The sequence below is a fragment of the Thermaurantimonas aggregans genome (genome assembly GCF_003851885.1).
GTDB classification, from domain to species: domain Bacteria; phylum Bacteroidota; class Bacteroidia; order Flavobacteriales; family Schleiferiaceae; genus Thermaurantimonas; species Thermaurantimonas aggregans.
The window spans coordinates 96674-119235 of the sequence record NZ_BHZE01000003.1; the positions used below are offsets into that span (position 1 = coordinate 96674).

The 22562-nt window shown below is 40.7% G+C and carries 24 protein-coding genes; 14 read left to right on the forward strand and 10 right to left on the reverse strand.

Annotation, left to right across the window (positions count from 1 at the left end):
• Window positions 1-25: 25 nt before the first annotated feature.
• Both EIP89_RS02340 and tsaE read right to left on the reverse strand, forming a co-directional pair.
• Window positions 26-1234, reverse strand: a complete 1209-nt coding sequence (locus tag EIP89_RS02340; protein ID WP_245966083.1) for an alanine dehydrogenase — start codon at window positions 1232-1234, stop codon at window positions 26-28.
• Window positions 1227-1649 (reverse strand): tRNA (adenosine(37)-N6)-threonylcarbamoyltransferase complex ATPase subunit type 1 TsaE, encoded by a 423-nt coding sequence (gene tsaE, locus EIP89_RS02345; protein ID WP_160160497.1) that lies wholly within the window; start codon window positions 1647-1649, stop codon window positions 1227-1229. The genes EIP89_RS02340 and tsaE overlap by 8 nt, the downstream gene beginning before the upstream one ends.
• A 126-nt stretch (window positions 1650-1775) precedes the next feature.
• Between tsaE and EIP89_RS02350 the strand changes: the two genes are divergently transcribed.
• From EIP89_RS02350 to EIP89_RS02370, 5 genes are all read left to right on the forward strand, one after another.
• Window positions 1776-1922: a DUF2256 domain-containing protein gene (locus EIP89_RS02350; protein WP_371851056.1), complete on the forward strand. Its 147-nt coding sequence runs from the start codon at window positions 1776-1778 to the stop codon at window positions 1920-1922.
• Window positions 1919-3187: a DASH family cryptochrome gene (locus EIP89_RS02355; protein ID WP_124397050.1), complete on the forward strand. Its 1269-nt coding sequence runs from the start codon at window positions 1919-1921 to the stop codon at window positions 3185-3187. Before EIP89_RS02350 ends, EIP89_RS02355 begins: the two co-directional genes overlap by 4 nt.
• A gap of 97 nt (window positions 3188-3284) precedes the next feature.
• Window positions 3285-4217: a malate dehydrogenase gene (gene mdh, locus EIP89_RS02360; protein WP_124397051.1), complete on the forward strand. Its 933-nt coding sequence runs from the start codon at window positions 3285-3287 to the stop codon at window positions 4215-4217.
• Window positions 4218-4319: 102 nt separating this feature from the next.
• Window positions 4320-6080, forward strand: a complete 1761-nt coding sequence (locus EIP89_RS02365; RefSeq protein WP_124397052.1) for an ABC transporter ATP-binding protein — start codon at window positions 4320-4322, stop codon at window positions 6078-6080.
• A gap of 147 nt (window positions 6081-6227) precedes the next feature.
• A complete protein-coding gene (locus tag EIP89_RS02370) occupies window positions 6228-8162 on the forward strand; it encodes a tetratricopeptide repeat-containing sensor histidine kinase (protein WP_148086781.1) in 1935 nt (644 codons plus the stop codon).
• 2 nt (window positions 8163-8164) lie between these two features.
• On the opposite strand, the gene EIP89_RS02375 is transcribed toward EIP89_RS02370, so the two are convergent.
• The 8 genes from EIP89_RS02375 to EIP89_RS02410 form a co-directional block, all read right to left on the reverse strand.
• Window positions 8165-9814 carry an ArnT family glycosyltransferase gene (locus EIP89_RS02375; protein ID WP_124397054.1) on the reverse strand — a complete coding sequence of 550 codons (1650 nt, stop codon included), beginning with the start codon at window positions 9812-9814 and terminating at the stop codon, window positions 8165-8167.
• Window positions 9811-10422, reverse strand: coding sequence for a phosphatase PAP2 family protein (locus EIP89_RS02380; RefSeq protein WP_124397055.1), 612 nt, complete (start codon window positions 10420-10422; stop codon window positions 9811-9813). The genes EIP89_RS02375 and EIP89_RS02380 overlap by 4 nt, the downstream gene beginning before the upstream one ends.
• Window positions 10423-10821: an START-like domain-containing protein gene (locus EIP89_RS02385; protein WP_124397056.1), complete on the reverse strand. Its 399-nt coding sequence runs from the start codon at window positions 10819-10821 to the stop codon at window positions 10423-10425.
• 110 nt (window positions 10822-10931) lie between these two features.
• Complete coding sequence (locus tag EIP89_RS02390; RefSeq protein WP_124397057.1) at window positions 10932-11537, reverse strand: SIS domain-containing protein; 606 nt, start codon at window positions 11535-11537, stop codon at window positions 10932-10934.
• The gene (locus EIP89_RS02395) at window positions 11534-12484 is read right to left on the reverse strand and encodes an alpha/beta fold hydrolase (RefSeq protein WP_307718665.1); all 951 of its coding nucleotides are present in this window, start codon (window positions 12482-12484) and stop codon (window positions 11534-11536) included. Before EIP89_RS02395 ends, EIP89_RS02390 begins: the two co-directional genes overlap by 4 nt.
• 21 nt (window positions 12485-12505) lie before the next feature.
• Window positions 12506-13009, reverse strand: a complete 504-nt coding sequence (locus EIP89_RS02400) for a DUF2480 family protein (protein ID WP_124397058.1) — start codon at window positions 13007-13009, stop codon at window positions 12506-12508.
• Between the two features lie 15 nt (window positions 13010-13024).
• Window positions 13025-13348 (reverse strand): SUF system Fe-S cluster assembly protein, encoded by a 324-nt coding sequence (locus EIP89_RS02405; RefSeq protein ID WP_124397059.1) that lies wholly within the window; start codon window positions 13346-13348, stop codon window positions 13025-13027.
• Between the two features lie 12 nt (window positions 13349-13360).
• Window positions 13361-13795 (reverse strand): SufE family protein, encoded by a 435-nt coding sequence (locus EIP89_RS02410; protein WP_124397060.1) that lies wholly within the window; start codon window positions 13793-13795, stop codon window positions 13361-13363.
• 208 nt (window positions 13796-14003) lie between these two features.
• Between EIP89_RS02410 and EIP89_RS02415 the strand changes: the two genes are divergently transcribed.
• Genes EIP89_RS02415 through EIP89_RS02455 form a run of 9 tightly spaced genes read left to right on the forward strand, consistent with a single transcriptional unit; the run spans window position 14004 to window position 22555 of the window.
• Entirely contained in the window at window positions 14004-15011 is a 1008-nt protein-coding gene (locus tag EIP89_RS02415; RefSeq protein ID WP_124397061.1) for a tetratricopeptide repeat protein, read from the forward strand.
• Window positions 15012-15023: 12 nt separating this feature from the next.
• Window positions 15024-16049: an endonuclease/exonuclease/phosphatase family protein gene (locus tag EIP89_RS02420; RefSeq protein ID WP_124397062.1), complete on the forward strand. Its 1026-nt coding sequence runs from the start codon at window positions 15024-15026 to the stop codon at window positions 16047-16049.
• 50 nt (window positions 16050-16099) lie between these two features.
• A complete protein-coding gene (locus tag EIP89_RS02425) occupies window positions 16100-17038 on the forward strand; it encodes a hypothetical protein (RefSeq protein ID WP_124397063.1) in 939 nt (312 codons plus the stop codon).
• Window positions 17035-17844 carry a M48 family metallopeptidase gene (locus tag EIP89_RS02430; RefSeq protein ID WP_124397064.1) on the forward strand — a complete coding sequence of 270 codons (810 nt, stop codon included), beginning with the start codon at window positions 17035-17037 and terminating at the stop codon, window positions 17842-17844. Before EIP89_RS02425 ends, EIP89_RS02430 begins: the two co-directional genes overlap by 4 nt.
• 13 nt (window positions 17845-17857) lie before the next feature.
• Window positions 17858-18559: a hypothetical protein gene (locus EIP89_RS02435; protein WP_124397065.1), complete on the forward strand. Its 702-nt coding sequence runs from the start codon at window positions 17858-17860 to the stop codon at window positions 18557-18559.
• On the forward strand, window positions 18537-19481 hold the full coding sequence (locus EIP89_RS02440) for an isopenicillin N synthase family dioxygenase (RefSeq protein ID WP_124397066.1): 945 nt from the start codon (window positions 18537-18539) through the stop codon (window positions 19479-19481). The genes EIP89_RS02435 and EIP89_RS02440 overlap by 23 nt, the downstream gene beginning before the upstream one ends.
• A gap of 4 nt (window positions 19482-19485) precedes the next feature.
• Window positions 19486-20661, forward strand: coding sequence for a glycosyltransferase (locus tag EIP89_RS02445; RefSeq protein ID WP_124397067.1), 1176 nt, complete (start codon window positions 19486-19488; stop codon window positions 20659-20661).
• Window positions 20627-21772, forward strand: a complete 1146-nt coding sequence (ribB, locus tag EIP89_RS02450) for a 3,4-dihydroxy-2-butanone-4-phosphate synthase (RefSeq protein WP_124397068.1) — start codon at window positions 20627-20629, stop codon at window positions 21770-21772. Before EIP89_RS02445 ends, ribB begins: the two co-directional genes overlap by 35 nt.
• A gap of 6 nt (window positions 21773-21778) precedes the next feature.
• A complete protein-coding gene (locus tag EIP89_RS02455; protein ID WP_124397069.1) occupies window positions 21779-22555 on the forward strand; it encodes an MBL fold metallo-hydrolase in 777 nt (258 codons plus the stop codon).
• Window positions 22556-22562: the final 7 nt, after the last annotated feature.

Consider the following 22562-nt stretch of genomic DNA (forward strand, 5'->3'; position numbering starts at 1 on the left):
CTTTGATTTGGTATTTGAATGTTTTTTAAAAACCTATTAAAAGCTCAGCATCGCTGTAAGGCAAATTGTACCATTCGCCTATGGCTTTATTGGTCACAATTCCATTGAAAAGGTATAAACCTGATCGCAAATTGGGATTTGCCTTTAGCGCCGAGAGGTAGCCACCTTTTTCAGAAATATCCAATAGTAAAGGGGCTAAAACATTGCTGAGCGAAAAGGAAGCCGTACGTGAAACGCGCGATGCGATATTCGGTACGCAATAATGAATGACACCGTGTTTTATAAAGACAGGATTGTCGTGCGTGGTGATTTCGGAGGTTTCAAACACACCGCCGTTGTCGATGCTTACATCTACGATTACCGAGCCGGGTTTCATCTTTTCAACCATGTCTTCTGTTACGACAGTGGGTGTTCGACCTTTTTCGGGTCGTAATGCACCTATGGCCACATCGGCTCGCTTTAGCGCTTTAGACAAAATATTGGGCTGTAGTATACTTGTATAGACGGGTTGATTGAGTGTCTCTTGCAATCGGCGCAGGCGCATAATCGACTTGTCGAAAACCTTCACCATTGCCCCCAAAGCAAGTGCCGTCTTAGCAGCAAATATGCCTACTGTGCCTGCACCTATGATGAGCACTTCAGTAGGCGGCACACCCGATATGCCACCGAGCAAATATCCTTTGCCCTCGCGCATATTGCTCAAATATTCAGAAGCAATAAGTATAGACGTGGTACCTGCGATTTCACTCATGGAGCGCACGATGGGTACTATTCCGTCCTCGTCTTTTATATGCTCATAAGCAAGCGCAGTTATTTTTTTATCCATGAGTTTTTTAAAGTACTCGCGCTTACGAGTCTTGAGCTGGAGTGCAGATATAAGGAGTTGTTTGGGTTTGAAAAAGTCGATTTCAGAAAGCGATGGGGGTTCTACCTTCACAATCACATCTGCCTCATACACTTCTTTGGTGTCGTATACGATCTCGGCTCCGGCTTCTGAAAAATCCATGTCGCTGTAGCGTGCACCTTGACCGGCTTCGGTTTCGATGCGGATTCTGTGGCCATTGTTTACCAGTAGTCTTACTGCCTCAGGGGTAAGGGCTACTCGTTTTTCTTGAAGCCACGATTCTTTTGGTATGCCTATAAACAAGGATTGTGCTTTGGACGGGATTTCGAGCATCTCTTCTTTCGGAATCATCGAAAATCCCGGAACCCACATCTGCGATGGATTACTCATACGTCTTTAGTTCTGTTAGCACACTGCGGTGATTGTCAATTTTTTCAAAAGTAATTAAAAGAGCTGTGCCCCAAAGCAATGGTTCAATGATTTTTGGCCATTCGATTAAACACCACTTTCCTGAAGTCACAATTTCGTCGATACCTGCTTGTATTGCTTCGTCAATTCCTGACAATCGATAGCAATCAAGGTGATAAACAGGTTCGCCATCTGCTCTTTCGTATTCGTTTACAAGGGCAAAAGTAGGACTTGAAACTACATCCTTAACCCCGGCTTTCTGCATTAATGCTCTTATGAAGGTCGTTTTGCCTGCTCCCATCGGCCCGTCGAAGAGCCATAGCTTGATGTGCTTGTAGGTAGTGAGTAAGATTTCAGCTACTTTTTCATACTCTTCGGGCGAATAGATCTGTATCATCCCATCCATTCAACAGGCCCCAAAGGTACAAGGTCGGTATGAAATACTTTCGAAGGTGAAGCAATTTAACGCGGTCTAGTTCATTAAATTTTTAAACCTTATCGATGTAATTGCGTATCGAATAATATGATCAAAAAGCACGGATTACCAACAAAAATCTGTCCCGTTTGTAACCGGCCTTTTACCTGGCGCAAGAAATGGGAAAAGGTGTGGGACGAAGTGAAATACTGCAGCGATCGCTGCCGAATGTCAAAAAAATTAGTAGCTAAATGAAGGAAATAGCTCTAGTATGGTATCGATTTAATTTGAGAACCATCGACTGTGCACCCTTAGATGCTGCAGTTCGCAGCGGTTTACCGGTTGTTCCCTTTTATTGTTTTGATACGCGGTATCATTCAACTTTACATACAGATTGGCCCCGAATGGGTCAGTTTCGAGCTAAATTTTTGATGGAATCTGTACAAGACCTTCGAAATACGCTTAGAGCCTTGGGGAGCGATTTGTACGTGGTTAAAGGTTTTACTGAAACTGAAATTCAAAAACTTCAAAAAAATTCAAAAATCATAGCAATTTATTACCCAAAATATTACACAGAAGATGAGGTAGAAATTGAACAAAAAGTGGCTGATTTGGGAATTAAAATGATTGGTTTTGACGATCACTCGTTAATTGCACCTAAAGACTTGCCATTTTCTATAGAAAACTCCCCTAAGGTCTTTACTGATTTTCGAAAAAAAGTGGAAAAAAACCTCAAAATTAAACCGGAATATCCTAAGCCTTCTTCTATTAATACTCCCGACGAATATATTGAAAAAACCGAGCTCCCTACACTTAGTGATTTGGGAATCAGTCAAAATCTCCTTTTTGATTCACGCTCGGCTGTACCTTTTGTAGGTGGTGAACATGAAGCTTGGCAGAGGTTAATTCATTATTTTTGGAATACAAAAAAATTATCGGTTTACAAAGAAACAAGGAATGGATTAATTGGTACAGATTATTCGTCAAAATTTTCTGTCTATCTAGCTCATGGATGTATAAGTGCTCGCTCGATCTTCTGGCAGATTAAAAAATATGAAGAAAGTGTTGAAACTAATGAATCAACGTATTGGTTGTTTTTCGAATTGCTTTGGCGAGATTTCTTCTTCTTTACAGCTATGAAATTAAAAGGTAACTTTTTTAAAGTTCCAAGAAATTATACACCAAAAAAAACCAAAATATTTGAAAAATGGCGACAAGGCGAAACACATGAACCTTTTGTAAACGCCAATATGAAAGAACTGCTCTACACCGGATTTATGAGCAATAGAGGCAGGCAGAATGTAGCCAGCTACCTGGTACATAATCTAAAACAAGACTGGTATCTGGGCGCCATGTGGTTCGAAAGTCAGCTGATTGATTATGACGTATGCAGCAATTACGGGAATTGGACCTATGTAGCTGGTATTGGCAATGATCCACGCAATCGGGTATTTAATGTAAAGCGGCAAGCTGAAATGTACGATCCTGATGGTTCATATCAGAATCTTTGGCTGGGTTAATTCAGCCTTTTACAATTTGTTAAATATCAAAAATCTTCGTTTTTAAAAGGTATAACCTCAATTACATTTGAGCGCAAATTCATTAAATCTTTAGAAAATGAAAATCACTGTAATAGGAGCCGGTAATGTGGGTGCTACCTGTGCCAACGTATGTGCCGAAAAAGAATTAGCCGAAGAAATCGTTTTGCTCGATATTAAGGAGGGCTTCGCTGAAGGTAAGGCCCTTGACATGTGGCAGACAGCCCCTATTAACATGTACGACACCCGTATCACAGGTGTTACCAACGACTACACTGCCACAAAAGATAGCGATGTAGTGGTAATCACATCAGGTTTGCCACGCAAGCCGGGCATGAGCCGCGACGACCTCATCGCTACTAACGCTGGCATTGTAAAATCAGTAACAGAAAACATCATTAAATACTCACCCAATGCCATCATCATTGTAGTGTCAAACCCGCTGGATGTAATGACCTACTGTGCTTACAAAACAGCGGGTATCGACAGCAAGAAGGTATTTGGCATGGCGGGTATTCTCGATACTGCCCGATACAAAGCTTTTCTGGCTACTGAGCTCAATGTTTCGCCCAAAGACATCCAAGCTGTGTTGATGGGTGGTCATGGTGACACAATGGTACCCCTGCCGCGCTACACCACTGTAGGTGGTATTCCGGTAACTGAACTCATCGACGAAGAAAAGCTCACGGCCATCATCGAAAGAACTAAGTTTGGCGGTGGTGAAATCGTTAAATTGCTCGGTACATCAGCGTGGTATGCTCCGGGTGCAGCTGCCGCTCAAATGGTAGAAGCTGTGGCGCGCAATCAAAAGAGAGTTTTTCCTGTATGCTCATGGTTGCAAGGTGAGTATGGCCTAAAAGACATCTACGTAGGCGTACCTGTAGTGCTCGGCCGTAATGGTGTAGAGCGCATCATAGAGCTCAATCTGAATGAAGAGGAGAAAGAACTGCTCTACACCAGCGCCCACGCCGTAAAGGAAATGATGGACGTGCTGGACAATATGAATTCTTAATAACTGATAGATTGAACCTACTGCGAAAGCTGCCAACATCGCTTGGCGGCTTTTTTTATTTGGATTTACTTTTTTATTCACCATAGCTGATGATTAGCTACTATGAAGGCTTTAAAATTCTCTTCTTTTAAAAAAATTTTCCAACTCTACACTTACATTCATCCCTATCGCTGGAAATTTCTGTTAGGCCTGCTCTTTCTAGTACTTTCAAGCGGAGCCAATCTGATTTTTCCAAAGTTGCTTGGCGATCTGGTCGATGCCTCTCAGCTCTCCGACTTTTCTTCAGCAATTAATAAAACCGGATTGTTGTTGGTGATCATACTTATTTTACAATCGCTGTTTTCATTTTTCAGAATTGTTTTATTTGTTCAGGTGACCGAATATTCCCTTGCAGCCTTGCGAAAAGCTGCCTTTTCACACCTGATTTATCTGCCTATATCTTTCTACAACGAACGCAGAGTAGGGGAGCTGAGCAGCCGATTGTCAAACGACATCGTAGTGCTACAAGAAACGATGACCACTACTCTAGCCGAGTTTCTTCGACAGTTGCTCATCATCGTAGGTGGCGTGGCATTGCTTGCGTATACATCTTGGAAGTTGACACTTTTCATGCTCGCGATTTTGCCACCTATTGTTTTGATTACCATGTATTTCGGTCGATATATACGATCACTCTCCAAGAAAGTTCAAGATGAAATTGCCGGCGGGCAAACCATTTTGGAAGAAACGCTACAAGGTATTTACAATGTAAAAGTGTTTGTAAATGAATGGTTTGAAGAGAAGCGCTACGCCAAAGAAATTGATCATGCCTGCGATACAGCCATTAAGACCGGTATTTGGCGCGGGGCTTTTGCTTCATTTATCATCCTCGGACTTTTCGGGGCAATGGTGGCCGTACTCTGGAAGGGAACAACACTAATCGCACAAGGTGAACTTGCCACTGGCCAGTTATTTTCTTTTGTGATTTATTCAGGCTTTATTGGCGGTAGTATCGGAGGAATGGCTGACATCTACACACGTATCCAAAAAGCCATTGGAGCTACCGAAGAATTACTGAAAATATTTGAATATCAGAAAGAAACCGATGCTTTTTCACAAGCTGAAAAAATACAACTGCCTGCTGCAGTGAGAGGTAGCATACAAATCCAGAATCTTACCTTCTCTTATCCGAGTCGTAAAGATATACAGGTTCTAAAAGGCATCGATTTAAACATACACTCAGGCGAAAAAGTAGCTCTGGTAGGCAGTAGTGGAGGAGGCAAGAGTACTTTAATTGCTCTGCTGTGCAAACTGTATGAAAATTATGAAGGTGAAATTGCTCTCGATGGAATCAATTACAGAAATCTAAGTCCACAGCAAGTGCGCAGTCATATAGCCGTAGTGCCTCAGGAAGTTTTGCTGTTTGGTGGTACCATCAGAGAAAACATAGCCTACGGAAAGCCCAATGCCACAGAAGAGGAAATCATAGAAGCTGCTAAATCGGCCTATGCATGGGATTTTATTTCTAAATTTCCTGAGAAATTAGACACAATAGTGGGCGAACGCGGTGTTCAGCTTTCCGGTGGGCAAAGGCAGCGCATCGCCATCGCACGAGCTATTATAAAAAATCCCTCTATTCTCATTCTCGACGAAGCTACATCTTCTCTAGACTCTGAATCAGAATACTACATCCAGCTGGCTCTCGAGAAAATCATGGAAAATCGTACATCGATCATTATAGCACACAGACTTTCTACCATCAAAAAAGTAGATAAAATCGCAGTAATTGACAGCGGAAAAATAGTAGAATTAGGCAAGCATGATGATCTGTTAATAAAAAACGACAGTTTATATAAAAAATGGTTTCAACTTCAAAATTTTTAATACTTTTACACATAATAGCCTATAATAAATGACTTTGTGGCAAGTAATTGTAGATTTTTTATTTTTCTTGTTGTACTGTTTAATACATTAACTTTATCAAGTTATGCACAGTATAGACTTTCAGATAACGATAGCCTGAACAATTACTTGATAAGAAGAATCTTTGTAGTTCGATCTTTTGGCGATCAAAAATCTATTGACGAGTTACTTAAAAAAATCAACGAAATTCCTGATGAAGACTATGCAGAAGAACGTGAAATTGTAAAAAATTTTCTCTACATACGAAAATCTTATTTAGATAAAAATTTACCGCTTTTATTTTACTACTTCGATTTAAATGCTAAGCTCAAAACAGATAATATCTATCTCGACATTCAAAAAAATCAACATACAGGGATTTACTTTTTACTTTTTGATTCTTTAGACAAAGCCATTGATGAATTTTTTAGATTCGCTTCTTATGAACAAATGCAAGATTCTTCTTTACTATCTATTTCTAATTATCAGGCGGCACAGATATTGTTTCGCCAAGAAAACTACCTAAAAGCTAAGGAATTCTTTTTTAAAAGTATTCCATATTTCTTCTTTCTTCCTGATTCTTCTTATATCTTCAATCGTTTTCAAGAAATTTATTCCAATATTGCCCTATGCTACTTGAAGATGGATGATTATAAAACTGCCAAATACTACTTTCAAACATGTAAGTATTACATAGATATGTCTAAAAAATACATACAAAAAAACAAAAGAAGATATTTTGAAGATGAATATGAAGAACTAAATCGCTTTATATATGAAGCTAGAGGCGTACTTTACGGAAATTTGGGTCAGATTTATATATTGACTGGAAATACGAAAGAGGGAATAGAGTTATTAAAAAAATCGATTGATATAAATATACAAATTACATTCGATAATAAAGATGCCTACATAACTGCTGGCCATTTGATAAATACTTATTTCAATTTAGAACAATATGACAGTGCTCTTTATTACATGAACTTATATTTCGATAAAATTCAAGAATATGACCTTCACAAAATAAATGCTGATATTTCATTTAATGCGTTAAAATATTACCTGCCGAAAGACAAGGAAAAATCACTTTACTATATCAAAATTTATGAACAGGCTAAGAAAAATTATGAAAAAATAAACAGAAGCAAAAAATTCTTTGAAAAATACATAGACCTCATCGATCAAAAATATGCACTTCACTTTGAAAATGAACGATTAAAACAAGAAAAGAGACTTCAAAGAGAGGAATTTAATAAACTAATATTGCTCATTATAATTACAGTTTTGGTATTCACTATTTTAATGTATCTCTTTTTCTACTCAAAAATTAAACAGCGAAACGAGATAATTGAATCGTATAATGCAGAGCTGCAAAAAATTAACAATGAGCTTGAAACTGCAAATATTCAAAAGTCTTCCATAATGGGTATGGTGGCTCATGACCTTCGTGGCCCTATTTCATCCATAAAATCCTTAAACGAATTGCGAAGAGACAATGCTATATCATCTGAAGAATTTGATACCCATGTGAATGACCTTACAAATACTTCTTATGAAGTAATTAATGACATCATTGACTTTGTAAAAACAGAGCAAAGTAGAAACGAAAAAAACTTTGAGAATGTTGATATCAATCCGATTATTGTTCAAACGATTGAAGAGTTAAAACACGTCTATCATCAAAAAGGCATACAAATCAATTACACCCCGCGCGAAACCTATGTAAAAACTGAAAAAATCTTGTTTAAACGATTGATACAAAATTTACTGAGTAATGCATTAAAATTCAGTCACAATAATGGCTCAGTAAATATTAGAGTAGAAGATAAAAGAGATGCAATAAAACTTGAAATAGAAGATGAAGGAATTGGAATACCAGAAATGATGCTCGGCAGCTTATTTGAACCCTTTACTAAAGCTTCTAGAAAGGGTACAAATAATGAACCGTCTCACGGTTTAGGTATGAGCATAGTAAAGCGCATTGTTGATTACCATAAGGGAAAAATTACCGTAAAATCAAGCGTAGATGTTGGAACTATTTTTACCATTGAATTACCGAAATAATCTTAGAGATCTGGATTTCGTACATAAAAATAAAATCCATTTTTAGAGTAAAGAAATTCAGCATCCTTAACCGTTTCCTCAAATTGTTTTACGTGATATTTTCTAACGGAAAAATATACAGGTTTATCCACTTTTCCTGTTTCCAACCAAATTGGATTATGTTTATTCAAATTCATTGATTTATTGCACTGAGTATAAAAGTATTGTGCATAACTTTTATATTTAAAGGTAGTAACATATACGTCTTTATTATTGAGTGATTTAAAAAATTCGATATTTGCTCTTTGCGAAATTCGTTCAATATTTCCAACATGAGCATATAAGGTAGTTTGAATCCAGACAATATGAAAGAATGAAGTGAGGTATAGAGTGCTTATTCTTTTATTTTTTAAAAAGTATATCCCAAAAATTAGAAACAGCAATGCAGCTAAAATAGGTATAAAATCTAACCAAGGCCATTGAACTAAAACAGCTTGTAAATTTTCCTTAGCAAAGTCATCTTGTATTTTTAAAATGAGAATAGATTTCACATGGGGCAACAATAAAAGAGCTACGGATATTATTAGAATAATTATTGAAATAACTACATATAAAATCTTTGGTAATAAAGTAAACGAACTTCTCTCGCGAATATTTTTATATATGTAAATAGATGCAATAAAAGTAAGCGGGTAATAGGCCAAACTACTGTAATGAACAATTTTCGTTTTGACTAAGGAAAAGAGAATTAAAACAACGAAAAACAATATGGACATCCATCGAATATAATCTCTTGTAATTACGTTAAAAGTTTGACGATTTTTTTTGTCAAAAAGCCATGCTGTAAAAAAGACTGAGGCTGGGAAGCATCCGAAAAGAAGTACAACAACGTGATACCCGAAGAAGCCCCTGTGACCGGCATCGGGTGTAGTGAGTAACTCCCACTGTCGAATAGTAAATTCAATTAAAAAATCTGGTCCGTTAATACTGTAGTCAACTAAAAGCCAAACGCCAAATGTGAAGAGACTTGTACATAAATAAACAATGAAATGCCAAAACGGCAAATACCAGCTAAATCGTTCAAAAATCCAATACACAAATGCTACCAATGAAATAATAAGTAAAGCTACTGGTCCTTTTGTCAAAATAGCAAAACCACCAAACAGCCCGGCAAGTAAAAGTTTATATAGCGATTTTGAAGATCTTTTATAGGAGTGATAATGGCTAATTATGCTGATTAATGAAAGAAAAATAAAAAAGTTGAACCAAGGATCGATTATTCCACTTTTAAAATAAAGATGAGGTAAAATAGATGCCCACCACATAACAACCCACACCCAAGCAAATTGAATGGAAATAATTTTTTTACCGTACCAAAGTAAGAAAGCTGAAACGACTACTCCGAGAATTGCATTGGGTAGGCGAGCAGCAAATTCATTTACTCCAAAAAAATGCATACTTATTGCTTGAAGCCACATAAAAAATGGCGGTTTCTCTGTAAAAACTTGAAAGTCGATTTGTGCATTCAAATAGTTGCCAGAAACAACCATTTCGCGGGCTATTTCTGCAAAATTTATTTCATCCCAATCAAATAAGTGTACGTTGCCAATAAAAGGTATAAAAAGCAATAGCGATACAGCAAAAGCTAGAAAAAGATTTTGATAAAATCTCATTTTTTTGGATAAAAAACTTTGACCAATCGCACACAAAAATGCGATATCAAGATACCTAAAAGACCACCAGCTGCCACATCAGGTACAAAATGTTGTGATAAATACACCCGACTGATACCCACCAAAATAGCAATGAGGGAAAACAGATAGCCTATTTTTTTAGGTGCTATTACGGCGATCAAACTCCAAAAGGCAAAAGCTGCCATGGTGTGCCCTGAGGGAAAACTGTATTTGGAATGCATGCGCACTCCTTCCACGAGTTGGAGTTTATCAGTACCTATGGCTAAAATCGGACGATCGATGTTTGGGAAGAGAACAGATTTTCCGAGGGCTGTGATAATCAAAGTGATAACTGCTGTCGACGTGAAAAGAAAGAAATATTCCCAATTTTTTTTGAAACCGAAATACAGGATAAATGGGACAAAAATCAAACCGTCGCCTAGATGAGTGATGTACTTAAAAAAAACGTCGGAAACAGGATGCTTCCAAACGTTCAGTGCTAAATGTAATTCTACCTTGTCAAAAAAAAAGGATAAAAAGCTGGTAACAGCGAGGAAGATTGCTGTCGGCACCAGAAATGTTGTTGGTATTTTGAGCTCAGAGGTCATTTAGTTGGAGCCAAGGAGGTGAAGTAAATCTCCTATCTGACTGTTCCATAGCTTTTTAGACTCCTCGAGTTCGTCTTCGTAGGCAAAATCGATTACCCAGAGCGAGAGGTCGTTGGTAATTTCGTCTTCAACGAGCCTGAACTCAAAGAAATATTTATTGCCTGCTTGTTCGTCTTCTTCCCAGCGAAAGCGAACATACTGTTCAGGTCTTTTCCCGATCATTTTGGCTTTTTGTTCGGTATCGCCCCAAATAAAGGTGAAGTTGTCCCCTTTATTGTTTACGTCGTCACAAAACCATTCAGCCAAGCCATTAGGGGTACTTAAATATTGAAAAAGCAGTGGTTTTGAACATTTTACTGGATATTCGAGTTCAAATTTTACTTTTTGAGCTTCAGCCATTGACTAATTTTTTTTAGAAACAGTTTTGATTGGTTTTAAAAATCGGCCGAATATAGAAAAATCAAAATATCTACAAGAACTAGGGTCAAAAAAATGTGAATAAATCGAATTTATTTGATTCGCTGGTCGTAAACAGCGCCCATTCCGGGATTTTCACCTAAAAGGGTATTTGTGATGTATCGTTTGATGGCGTGAAAGGTCATCATGTGGAGGTCTTCGACGATTTCCATGTCTGACATTGGAATGTGAATGCTGATGTCGGCTATTTGGGCACATAGTCCACCCTTGTAACCGGTAAGTGCTGCTGTTTTTATGCCTTGATTTTTAGCCCATTGGAGTGCATTTACAATGTTTTTTGAGTTGCCACTTCCAGAAAGACCGATTACCAAATCGCCGGGTCGAGCAAAGTTTTTGAGTTGCTCTTCGAAGATGGCTTCGTAACTGATGTCATTTGAGATAGCCATTAAGGCGGGAATATTGTCGTTTAGGCAGATGAATCGGAAACGTTTCTCAAGGCCAAAAGAAGCACCTTTTACATAGTCGCCGGCTACGTGCGAAGCTGTGGCACCGCTACCGCCGTTGCCCATAGTATAAATGGTGCTTCCTTCGTGGTAAGCGTGCATGATGGCTTCTGCCAGCTCAGCTACTTTATTTGTTGGTATTAGGCTTACAGCATTTTGGGAATTTTGTAAGTATGTTTCGATGTCTTTAATCATTGGGCTAAGAATTGAGCAACTAATGTAAAAACTTTATCCGGTTGTTCGGCATGAACCCAGTGACCAGCGTCATTGACTGTTTCAACTCTGGAATTTGGAAAATGTTTCGAAATGAGGGGAAAATCGCTGTCGCGAATGTAATCGCTGCGGTTGCCGCGAATGAAGAGTGTAGGGCCTTGATAAACAGCGTATTCAGGTAAAGCGCGGCCAACTTCTTCGATTTTATCGGCTATTACATCGAGGTTGAAGCGAAATTCAAAGCCAACGGGGGTACGGTGTAGGCTTTTGAGCAAAAACATTCGGATGTCGGGTTGGGCAATTTTTTGAGCGAGTTGTTCTTCGACGTCGGTGCGGCTTTCGGTTTTCAGGTTAAGTGAACGCAGAGCTTCGATGATGAAGGTGTGATGCACGGGATAGTATCGCGGGGCTATATCTACTACGATTAATCGTTCCACTACATCTGGGCGAAGGGTAGCTAGTAGCATAGCAGTTTTGCCGCCCATCGAGTGGCCTAATAAATTGGAGGGTGTTAAGTGATTTGTTTCAAGGTATTCCAAAACGTCGGCAGCCATAGTTTCGTAGTCGAAGTGTTTGGTTTTGTACGATCGACCGTGATTAGGCATGTCGAGTAGGTGTACTTCGATTTGCTCTTCTTCAGCCCATCGGCGTGCAAGGGTGGCCCAATTATCGCCCATGCCGAAGAGGCCGTGCAGGACGATGAGCTTACAGTGATTTCCGGAACCATAGATTTTGCTGTATAGTTTCATGAGCTGTGGAATAGTGGGCAAATGTAATGGCGAACGCAGTGAGCCTCGCGTGAGGGATGCGGAAGGCGCGCGCAAGCGCGGTGCGAAGGCAACGCGAAGCGGTGCTGAAGCACAGAAGCGAAGCGTACCCTGTAGCAGCCCGACCCAGTCAAGAGCGCGTATGCGCTCTGCCTGGGGCACGCCCAAAAAAGGATAAAAAAATTATTTTCTTTTAAAAATGGGAACGTTAGAACAAGCCTCGCCGTACATGAGTGAGCGCACGCATGGTTGTAGCTTATGGGTAATGGCGGTAAAGGCAGCCGGTGTGATGGCGGGATGTTGACAGCCGTTAATGAGCACGCGTTGACCTCGATATGGCTCTACAGGTAGATCGGCGATAGCAGCGAGGAGTTTGGCTTTTTCGAGGTCTTGTGGGTCGGAGTAAAGTGAGTGTGCTTGGTGCGCTTCTAATCGGCTGGAGATGAGCATCCATGCCCACATGGGTACAATAGCATCGGTGGTGCAAGTGAGCACTACTGTACGACCTGTGTGCTGTGACCAGTGATATGCTCGAATGTGAGATTTGAAGTCGTCTTCGCGCAGTATGATGCCTTCGTAGAGCCAGTGGGCAATGTCGAGCACAGGCACATCGGCCTGGTGGAGGAGTTCTTTGAGGCTCAGATTGATGAGGCCGCTTTCGGCTACTTTGTTCTGAATGATTTCCATCGGAGTATATCCAGTTCAGAAAATTCCGAGTTCGAGTTTGGCTTCTTCGCTCATCATGTCTTTATGCCAGGGCGGATCGAAGGTGATTTGCACTTTCACGTCGGTAACCACGTCGAGGGTTCGCACTTTCTCTTGCACTTCGGTAGGAAGGGTTTCGGCCACCGGGCAGTTTGGCGAGGTGAGTGTCATGAGAATTTCTACCTCTCCGTGGTCGCTTACTTTTAGGTCGTAGATGAGACCTAGATCGTATATGTTGACCGGAATTTCGGGATCGTAGATGTTTCGCAAAACTTCTACTACTTGGTCGGCAAGCTCTTGCATTTGATCGTCGGTAAGCATAGCAGTACTGTTTTAGCTTGGTTGAGTTAATTGGTTGAGAGCCAGTGCGTAATACTTCATTTGCTTAATCATAGCCAATAGACCATTGGCCCGCGTAGGTGATAAGTGCTGTTTTAGGCCAATTTTTTCTATAAAGTGAATGTCAGCATCTACTATGTCTTGGGGCAATTGATTGTCGAAAACGCGAATCAATAGAGCTACTATGCCTTTTGTGATTATTGCATCACTATCGGCTGTGTAGCGGATTCTACCATTATCGCCAAGGTGGGCGTGTAGCCATACACGGCTTTGGCAGCCTTTAATGAGGTTTTCGTCAACTTTGTATTTTGGGTCTAAGAGCGGAAGTTCTTTGCCGAGGTCGATTATATATTCGTATTTCTGTTCCCAGTTGTCAAACATCTCGAACTCCTGTACGATTTCCTCTTGAATTTCAGCGATGGAGGGCATTTGAAATTTTTTTTACAAAAATAGGGTTATGGCTGAATTGTCCCAAATGTCAGGAATCACAAAGTATTTTTGAAGGTATAGAAAAATAATGAAATTTTTTTATCATTAAAAATTAGTCGTCCCGATTTTATTTGTAATGATATATAAGGAAAATTTAAAATCCTTGAAATAGTGTTGTTGATTTTTAAAGAGTCTTGAACTTTGTAATATGAATAGACATGTGTTTGTAGCGAGCACCATCGCTGCACTTTTGATGGTAGCATGTAAAAACAATCAAGAAACTTCTGAAATTGTCGAAAATCAACCGAAAACACCTATTGATAGTTTAACAGCATTAATTGAAAAGAATCCCGATAATGCGGTGTATTTGGCAGAGCGGGCGTCGCAGTATTTAGATGAGCGAAAATTTAAAGAAGCTCTCGAAGACATTGATAAAGCTTGGCTGCTGGACTCTAATCACGTGAGAGTGCAGCTGATTAGGGGCGATGTGTATTATGTACTCAACAGAACTCGTGCTTCGCGCGACAGCTGGCTAAAATGTGTGGAGCAGGAGCCCGATAACGAAGTATGCAGAATGCGTTTAGCTGAACTGTATCTGGCCGTCAAAGACTTAGAGGCAGCTCAAGAACATCTAAAAGTAGTACTGGAAAAAAATAAAACAAATGCCAATGCTCATTTTATGATGGGTGTGGTAATTAGAGATTTGTATGGAGATACAGATCGCGCCCTGTTGTCGATTCAAAGAGCTATTGAAATAAAAGAAGACTACGTTGATGCGCTCGATATGATGGGTGTACTGCTCACGGCTAAGGGTGATCCATTGGCAATCAAATATTTACAAAATGCTCTTGAGTACAATCCCAATAGACATGACTTGATTTACAAGTTGGGATATGCCTACATGCGTTTTGGGAAATTTAATGAAGCGATGGAGATGTTTACTAAAGCTACTATGCTAAATCCGAAAGATGAGGACAGTTTTTTCAACATGGGATTTATTCACGTTGAGACGAAAAACTACTCTATTGCAAGGGAATACTTCGACAAAGCAGTGAAAGCAAATCCTGAGTCGTTTAAGGCGTATTACGGTCGAGGATATACGAATGAGATGCTGGGAAATGCCAAAGCCGCCATCGAAGACTATACGCACGCGCTCACGCTCAATCCGGAATATACACCAGCTGCTGAAAGCTTAAAGCGACTTGGAAGATACTAAAGTGAAGAAGTAGTGAAAAAAAAGCTTATTGTTCTCATTTTTAACATAGTCGTCGTCTTTTCTTCTTTTGGTCAAGCATCACGGATCGATCTGTATAGGGTGATGTTTTATAACGTTGAAAACCTTTTTGACCCAAATGACGACCCTGAGAAGAACGACAACGACTTTACTCCAGAAGGCAACTATCGTTGGACAGAATATCGGTGGAGGGAGAAGACGGCCAAGATTGCAAAAGTAATTCGCGCAGTGGGTGAGGGTCAGTTGCCTGCAATTATTGGTTTTTGTGAAATCGAAAATCGATTGGTCTTAAATGAGTTGTCTCGTCATCCCATCATTCGCGATGGAAAATATCAGGTAGTTCATTATGATTCACCTGATCGCAGGGGGATTGACGTTGGTCTGTTCTACCGCGACGGAGTTTTTACTCTTCTTTACTCAGAGCCATTGAGAATACAAGTTGATAACAAACCTGATTTCGCAACCCGAGATATCTTATATGTTAAAGGAGTGCTGGCTGGAGTGGATACCATACACCTTTTTGTAAACCACTGGCCATCGAGATTGGGGGGTGCAGCCACCAGCGAACCTAATAGAATAGCCGCTGCTCGCACACTTCGCAACAAAGCGGATAGTATAATGACCGTTATTAAAAATGCCAATATCTTAATCATGGGCGATTTTAACGACGAGCCTGAGGATGTCAGTCTGTCAAAAATTTTGGGAGCTGAAAAAAAAGAAGACAGAAAAGCTAGCTTAATCAATCTTATGCTCGATATGCCACCGGGTGAGGGGAGCCATCGCTTTCAAGGTCGCTGGGGATTCTTGGATCAAATCATTGTTTCAAGACCATTGGTAGAGGGGTTAGGAAAATTACAAGTGGCTGAAGGCAAAGCATATGTGTTTAAAGCCGATTTTTTGCTCGAAGACGACAATCGCTATCCAGGCAAAATGCCTTACAGGCAATTTATCGGTTTTAAATTCAACGGAGGCTATAGCGATCACCTACCTGTGTACGTAGATGTGACAGCGAAAAAATGATTTGTAAAATTGCTTCATTGATGCATTTTTGCCTTAAATACACAAACTTGATGAAATCAGTGACGAAAATTTCCTTTTTGGTTTTTTCTTTTTTACTTATTCTTACAAGTTGTAAAAGAAAAAGCTCGAATGACGATGCCGTTGGAGATCCTATTCTAAGCCTGCCGATTGAAGAGAAGACTTTTATACTGCTTACTAATACTTTTGGTCCGAACGATCCGAATGCTGGAGGTGCAGCTGCTCTTTTTCAGCTCTATGCCGACTATTTACCCGGTCGGATTTTTATGATGAACATACCCTCACAAGACAATCCAGCATATAAGGCCGGAGTGACAGACAGCATCATGATGACATTTTTTAAAAAACCACCAGTGCCTGCTTTGCATCTGAATAATGAGTTTGTGGATTTAGATCTGGCTGAAAAAATTGACCTTGTATCAAACCGTGCTCCTAAAGCAGCTGTGAATCACTTGGTAGCAGATAAAGGCGATTATTACGAAGTAAGAGCTAAGTTGAAAATTTTGGATTTTTTCTACACATCTTCGTTTTATATCACATCTTATTTGCTAGGTGATTTTGAACCTAAAGATTACGGTGGTGGAGTGAATTTCAGCACACAGCCACTACCCGGAGTTACAGAAATTTCAAATGGAAGGCTCTCTTATGCATTAGACATCAAATCTTTGAGAGATACCTCTCGAGTGGTGGTGCGCAAGGGGGATCCCGTAATGCACTATCGCGTATTGCTTTCGACTGATTCCCTTGCCTTTGCTCCTGGTCTTTTGCTCGATACCATCAACATCTTCGGCAGAAGTTTTGACGCGGGCGATATTTTCGGTTTGCAGCAAACACCTTTGAGATTCAAACTACCTAAAACTCCAGCTTCAGAGGTAGCTGCCAATCTGTATGTAGTAACTTTGGTATTCAGAAAAGAAGACGGAGATCAGCAAATTCGATTGGAAAACTCCTTTCAAACCCGAATTCGATGAAAATACGCATTATAATAGCTCCAATCTGGATACTTCTTTTAGTTTTCACTACTGTAACTTGTAAAAGAGTGCCTATCACCGGTAGGAAGCAATTAGCATTCTTACCTGCTTCGGAGCTCAATACTTTGAGCTTTTCACAATATCAACAGATTAAGGAAAAAGAGCAAGTGATTAAAGGCACGCCTGAAGCCCAGATGATAGAACGCGTAGGGCGTCGTATTCAAAAGGCTGTAGAAGATTATTTGAAAGCCAATGGTCAGTCGCAACTATTAAATGGCTTTGAATGGGAATTCATTCTTATAAAAAGCGATGTAATAAATGCCTGGTGTATGCCTGGAGGTAAAGTGGCTTTTTACACGGGCATTCTTCCGATTTGTAAAGATGAAACAGGCGTAGCAGTGGTAATGGGCCATGAAGTCGCACATGCCATCGCTCAGCACGGCAATGAACGCATGTCGCAAGCTATGCTACAGCAATTTGGAGGAATGGCGCTCGCAGTGGCACTGCGCGACAAACCAGCTGAGACACAGGCCATCTTCTTAGGAGCGTACGGTGTAGGCACTACTGTAGGTGCTATTCTGCCATTCTCAAGATTGCATGAAAGTGAGGCTGATCGATTGGGACTAATCTTTATGGCTATGGCGGGATATGATCCGCGAGAAGCTCCAAAATTTTGGGAACGCATGTCGAAACTGAACGGAGGCCAGAAACCGCCTGAGATTTTAAGCACCCACCCTTCCAACGAACGGAGAATCAGTGATCTAAATGCACAGATTCCTGAAGCATTGAAATATTACAAACCTTAAAATTCAATAGTCGTTGAAAATCAAGGATTTTGTTAAAATTTACTCAACAGTGTTGCTCGCACATGTGGCTGCACAAGCAGTGGCTAAAGATTTTTCACTGCTGTTTTTTACCAAATTGCTCATTCCACTGTCCGTTTTGTTGTACAATTTCTACTTTAATAAAAACACGCTTATAAACATTTTTCTTTCATCGTCTTACACGTTTTTCCTATTCGGAAATGTACTGATGATGGTAAGTCCGCAGTACGATCCGTGTAGGTTTGATATTCCCATGTTTTCGTATTCAACAGCCTTTTTATTTCTAGCTATTCTGCCTTTGATTCGCTCTGAATGGAATACGACCAACGTATTGACGGGACTACTTGTGGCCGTTATTAATGGTTTTTTGTCTTATCTTTATATTTTAAAAGGTTTACAATCAAACCAGTACATTTTCATCATCTTTGTAGTTAGTTTTGTTTTAATGTCTTTTGCTACTTTTTTATACAAAACTGAGGCAAAAAAGAAACTTTATATCACTGGTGGACTTTTTGGATTGTCGATTTCTAATCACTTGTTAGGATTTTGCACATTCCGCGAAAAAATACCTTTTTTGGTACCAGTAGCGATGCTGTTTTATGGGTTGAGCTTACTGCTTTTTCTCTTTGGGTATATTGATTTAGATGAACAAGCTATAAATGGAACATCAAAATATGACGGCAATTCCAACAGTTGATTTAGCAGAATTTTTATCAAACGACCCATCTCAAAAAGCAGCATTTGTCGAAAAACTGGGCAAGGCATACGAAGAAATCGGTTTCGTAGCCGTAAAAAATCACGGATTGAGCGATGAGCTGCGAGATTTACTGTACGAAAAAGTAAAGGCTTTTTTTGCGCTGCCTGAAGAAGTCAAGAAAAAATACGAAATCCCTGGATTAGCGGGGCAACGTGGTTACACACCATTTGGCAAGGAGCACGCCAAGGGATTTAATAAAGGTGACTTAAAAGAGTTTTGGCAGTTTGGTCAATGGGTCACTGAGCCGGTAGAGGGCGAAGTGTATCCAGCAAATGTAGAAGTGACCGAAATTGAAGGATTCAATGAGGTTGGGCGTGAAGTGTATAAAACGCTTGAAAACACAGGCATACAAATTTTAAGGGCAATTGCGCTGTATTTAGGTTTAGAAGAAAATTACTTCGATCGATATGTACACAATGGAAACAGCATCCTTAGGGCTATTCACTACCCGCCTATCACTCAAGAGCCTGAAGATGCTGTGCGCGCTGCCCAACACGAAGACATTAATCTGATTACCCTTTTAATGGGTGCTTCCGCTGCAGGGCTTGAGGTACTAAATAAAAAAGGTGAATGGATCGCAGTGACTGCACTGCCAGAACAAATCATTGTAAATGTAGGCGACATGCTTCAGCGGCTTACAAACAACGTATTGCGCTCTACTACTCATCGTGTTGTCAATCCGCCAAGAGAAGAGTGGCATGAGCCAAGATATTCGATCCCGTTTTTTTTACATCCGGTATCGTCAATGCCACTGAATTGTTTACCTCAGTGCATTTCTGCCGATCGGCCTAAGGCTTACGATGACATCACTGCCGGAGAATACCTCGATGAGCGCTTACGCGAAATTGGATTGAAGAAATAGCCTGATGTGGCTTCCGGAAGTTTTGTTCTGGGGTTCATTAGCCTCTGTATTTTACACATATAAAGGCTATAGTTGGCTTTTGAAGGTTTTACCGGCGGAAAAATTTATAGATATACCTACCTGCAAAGACTGGCCAAAGGTAGAAGTCATCTTTGCGGCACACAACGAAGAGGCAGTGATTGCTTCGAAGCTGCAGTCTCTAATAAAATCGACTTACCCGGCTGAGTTGCTCACTGTGACGGTAGGCTCAGATGCCTCTACGGATCGCACCGATGAAATTGTAGAAGAATTCAGTAAAAAAAGCTCTATAGCCATTCGCCTAGTGCGCTTTTCAAAGCGCACAGGCAAGGCGGGCATTATTAATAAACTGGCTACGGACAGTACAGCTGACATTTTGATCTGTACTGACGCAAATATTTTGCATGAAGCAGATTCCATAACAAAGGCTGTGACCTTACTTACCACGGAACCCAAACTGGGGGCTGTAGGGGGTACTTTGCACTTTGTGGTAAAAAGTGCCGAAGGCATTGCCCTGCAAGAAAACTATTATCGAACATGGGAAAATACTGTTCGACACCGTGAGTCAGCCCTATGGCAACTACCGATGGGTTTTGAAGGAGGGTTTTATGCCATTCGCAGGGAACTCTTCAAACAAATTCCGAAAAACTTCTATATGGAAGATTTTTTTCAAACCCTCCACTTGTATTGCAGTGGCTTTAAGGCGTATTTGCACCCCGAAGTCATCGGGTATGAAGATGTGAGCACGCTTCCTGAGGAGGAATTTCAACGCAAGAAAAGGATTTCTATAGGTAACTTTCAGAACCTTTTCTACTTTTTCCGTTGTCTTCATTCAAACATGCGACTGGCCTTCGTCTTTTGGTCGCACAAAGGTTTGAGGTGGATTACACCTCTCCTGCTCCTGATGGCACTGGTTGCTAATTTGTTTTTAGCACTTTTTACTACAAAAAAACTTTACAGCATCACTCTCCTGATGGCTGGTTTTATTTTATTTTTAAGTCTCTTGGGGAGGATTTTATCAAAAAAGAAACAAAAATTCGCACTTGCAGTCTTCATCTATCACTTTGTGAATATGAACTTTGCTCTGCTTATAGGACTTATTCAATTTATCAAAGGCGTAAACTCCAATGTCTGGCAACCCACCCGCAGAAACCAAGCCTAAGCTCAACACGATAGAAGAAGCCATCGAAGACATTCGAAAAGGAAAAATTGTAATCGTGGTGGACGATGAAGATCGGGAAAATGAAGGCGACTTTGTAGCAGCTGCTGAGAAGGTAACTCCCGAAATGATCAATTTCATGGCCATACATGGCCGAGGCCTGATTTGTGTGCCTTTGCTCGACAGCCGATGTGACGAGCTCGACTTACCACCTATGGTTATGCACAATACCGATCCACATCACACGGCTTTTACCATTTCAGTTGATTTGAAGGGACGGGGAAACACTACGGGTATCTCGGCAGCTGACAGAGCGCGCACCATTCTGGCATTGGTCGATGAAAACAGTAAACCTGAAGATTTCGCCCGACCGGGTCACATTTTCCCGCTGCGGGCGCGGCCGGGAGGGGTTTTACGCCGTACGGGTCACACAGAGGCAGCTATTGATTTAGCGCGCTTGGCAGGACTTAAGCCCGCCGGTGTAATCGTTGAGATTATGAACGACGACGGTACGATGGCTAGACTGCCCCAGTTAATGAAAATTGCTGAGCGATTCGATTTGAAAATCATTTCGATCGAAGATCTCGTGGCGTATCGAATGAGGAATGAGTCGCTCATTCAATTGATCGACCACTTTGACATCCAGACCCCCTATGGGCCTTTTCACTTTTATGCATTTGAACAAACCACAAATCACCAAATACACATGGCTTTAACTATGGGCCAGTGGACAGAAGATGAAACCGTAATGGTTCGCATACATTCAGCCCTTGCAGGTGCTGATCTGCTTTCGCTCATTTTTGCTGATCCCTCTCAGCAATTGCACAAAGCGCTAAAGCGCATTTCAAAAGAAGGTAAAGGTGCCATTGTCTATTTAAATCAATCAAACAATCCTTCGCTCAACCTCCTGGATGTGATAAAATATTACAAAGAAAAGTTGGAGCATATCAAACCCTCTTTTACCCGCGATGCGCGCGATATAGGCATCGGAGCTCAAATCTTGCGTTTTTTAAAAATTCGAAAAGTCAAACTCTTGACCAACAACCCCATTAAACGCGTGGGCGTAGTCGGTTATGGGCTCGAAATAGTTGATAATGCAACTTTTGATGCATAATCACTGATGAGCTGCAAAGTCATTTTTACGGGTACAGGTACATCGCAAGGGATACCTGTAATTGGATGCAAGTGTCCAGTTTGTACTTCTCAAAATCCACGTGATCGCAGAACTCGTACCTCGGTGCATGTGATAGTGGGCGACATTCACCTCCAAGTTGATGTGGGCCCGGACTTTCGGCAGCAAATGTTGGCAAACCAGCTCGATCGGGTTGATGCAGTTCTTCTTACACACGAACACATGGATCATCTGGCTGGGATTGATGACCTCAGGCCTCTGATTTTCAATCAAAAAAGGCCAATGCCGATCTATGGAACAAGTCGCGTATTAAAAGTCGTACGCCAACAGTTCCCTTATGCTTTTGCCTCGGAGGAGGATCGCTATCCGGGAGCTCCAGAGCTAAAAGCAGTGGAGATCGATGGTCAAAAGCCTTTTAAAGTAGAGGGTGTTTCGGTCATTCCCTTGCCAGTGTTACACGGAAATTGGCCAGTTTTAGGCTTCCGAATGGGAAATTTTAGTTACATCACAGATGCCAATCAGATTCCCAACAGTACATATGCTCTTTTACGAGGGTCTGAATATTTGGTGCTCAATGCGCTGCGAAAAGAACCGCATTATTCACATTTTACCCTCGATGAGGCAATCGATGTAGCAAAGAAAGTAGGGGCGAGGCATACGTTTTTGACTCACATTTCACACGATATGGGGCTTGAGGAAGAAGTAAGTCGCATGCTACCGGCTGGTATATCGCTGGCTTATGATGGTTTGGTGGTTGAATGTTGAGTAAATT